Annotated in this window: 2 protein-coding genes; both read right to left on the bottom strand. The window is 65.3% G+C overall.

The window, feature by feature from the left end:
• On the bottom strand, positions 1-187 hold a 187-nt coding region (locus LPA54_RS35565), incomplete at its 3' end, for a hypothetical protein (protein WP_228984705.1).
• A gap of 151 nt (positions 188-338) precedes the next feature.
• The coding region (locus tag LPA54_RS35560) for a hypothetical protein (protein WP_228984704.1) at positions 339-577 on the bottom strand (239 nt) is incomplete at its 5' end.

The following is a 577-nucleotide window of genomic DNA, read 5'->3' as shown; positions in this document are numbered from 1 at the left end:
CTATGTGCGTCAGGTAGTCGCGCATCTCGGTGAGGCACTCCGGTGTCATGGCTCCCTCGGAGACGAGCCAGACGAACCGGCCCTCTCGTTCGGCGGGGAACACCTTGCGGCCGCCTGGGAGTTGAGGCACGAACCGCATGTCGACCTGCGCCTTGCTCTGGTTTGCGGACTTCGCCGCGTCACCCATGTTCAAGCCCCCTTGCGTGAACACGCACCCGTGACCCCCCGAGGACACGGATGCTCTCAGCAGTGAATATGCCGCTTCCCAGGCGGATCACTGACTGTGCCACACAGTTGAAGGGGTGACTAGAGTGAACCAGGAATGTCACCCAGAGTGGTTACCCCTGGCCAGAGGTTGGGCGTGAGGGCGAGTCCTCGAGGACGACGTCGGCCAGCTTTTCCAGGCGCGCCAATTCCTCGTCGTCCATCTCGTCGATGCGGGCGACGAGGATGCGGGCCCGTTCGGACCGGTTCCAGCGCTCGGCGATGTAGCCCTGGTACTGGGCGGCGACGGCGCGCTGCACGGCGGTGAGCGGCAGGCGAAATGCTGAGGCGAGGGCCCGGCACTGCTGCTCAC

Origin of the sequence: Streptomyces sp. DH12 (genome assembly GCF_020873895.1) — a bacterium.
Taxonomy (GTDB): domain Bacteria; phylum Actinomycetota; class Actinomycetes; order Streptomycetales; family Streptomycetaceae; genus Streptomyces.
This window is presented reverse-complemented; position numbering and strand designations above follow the sequence as displayed.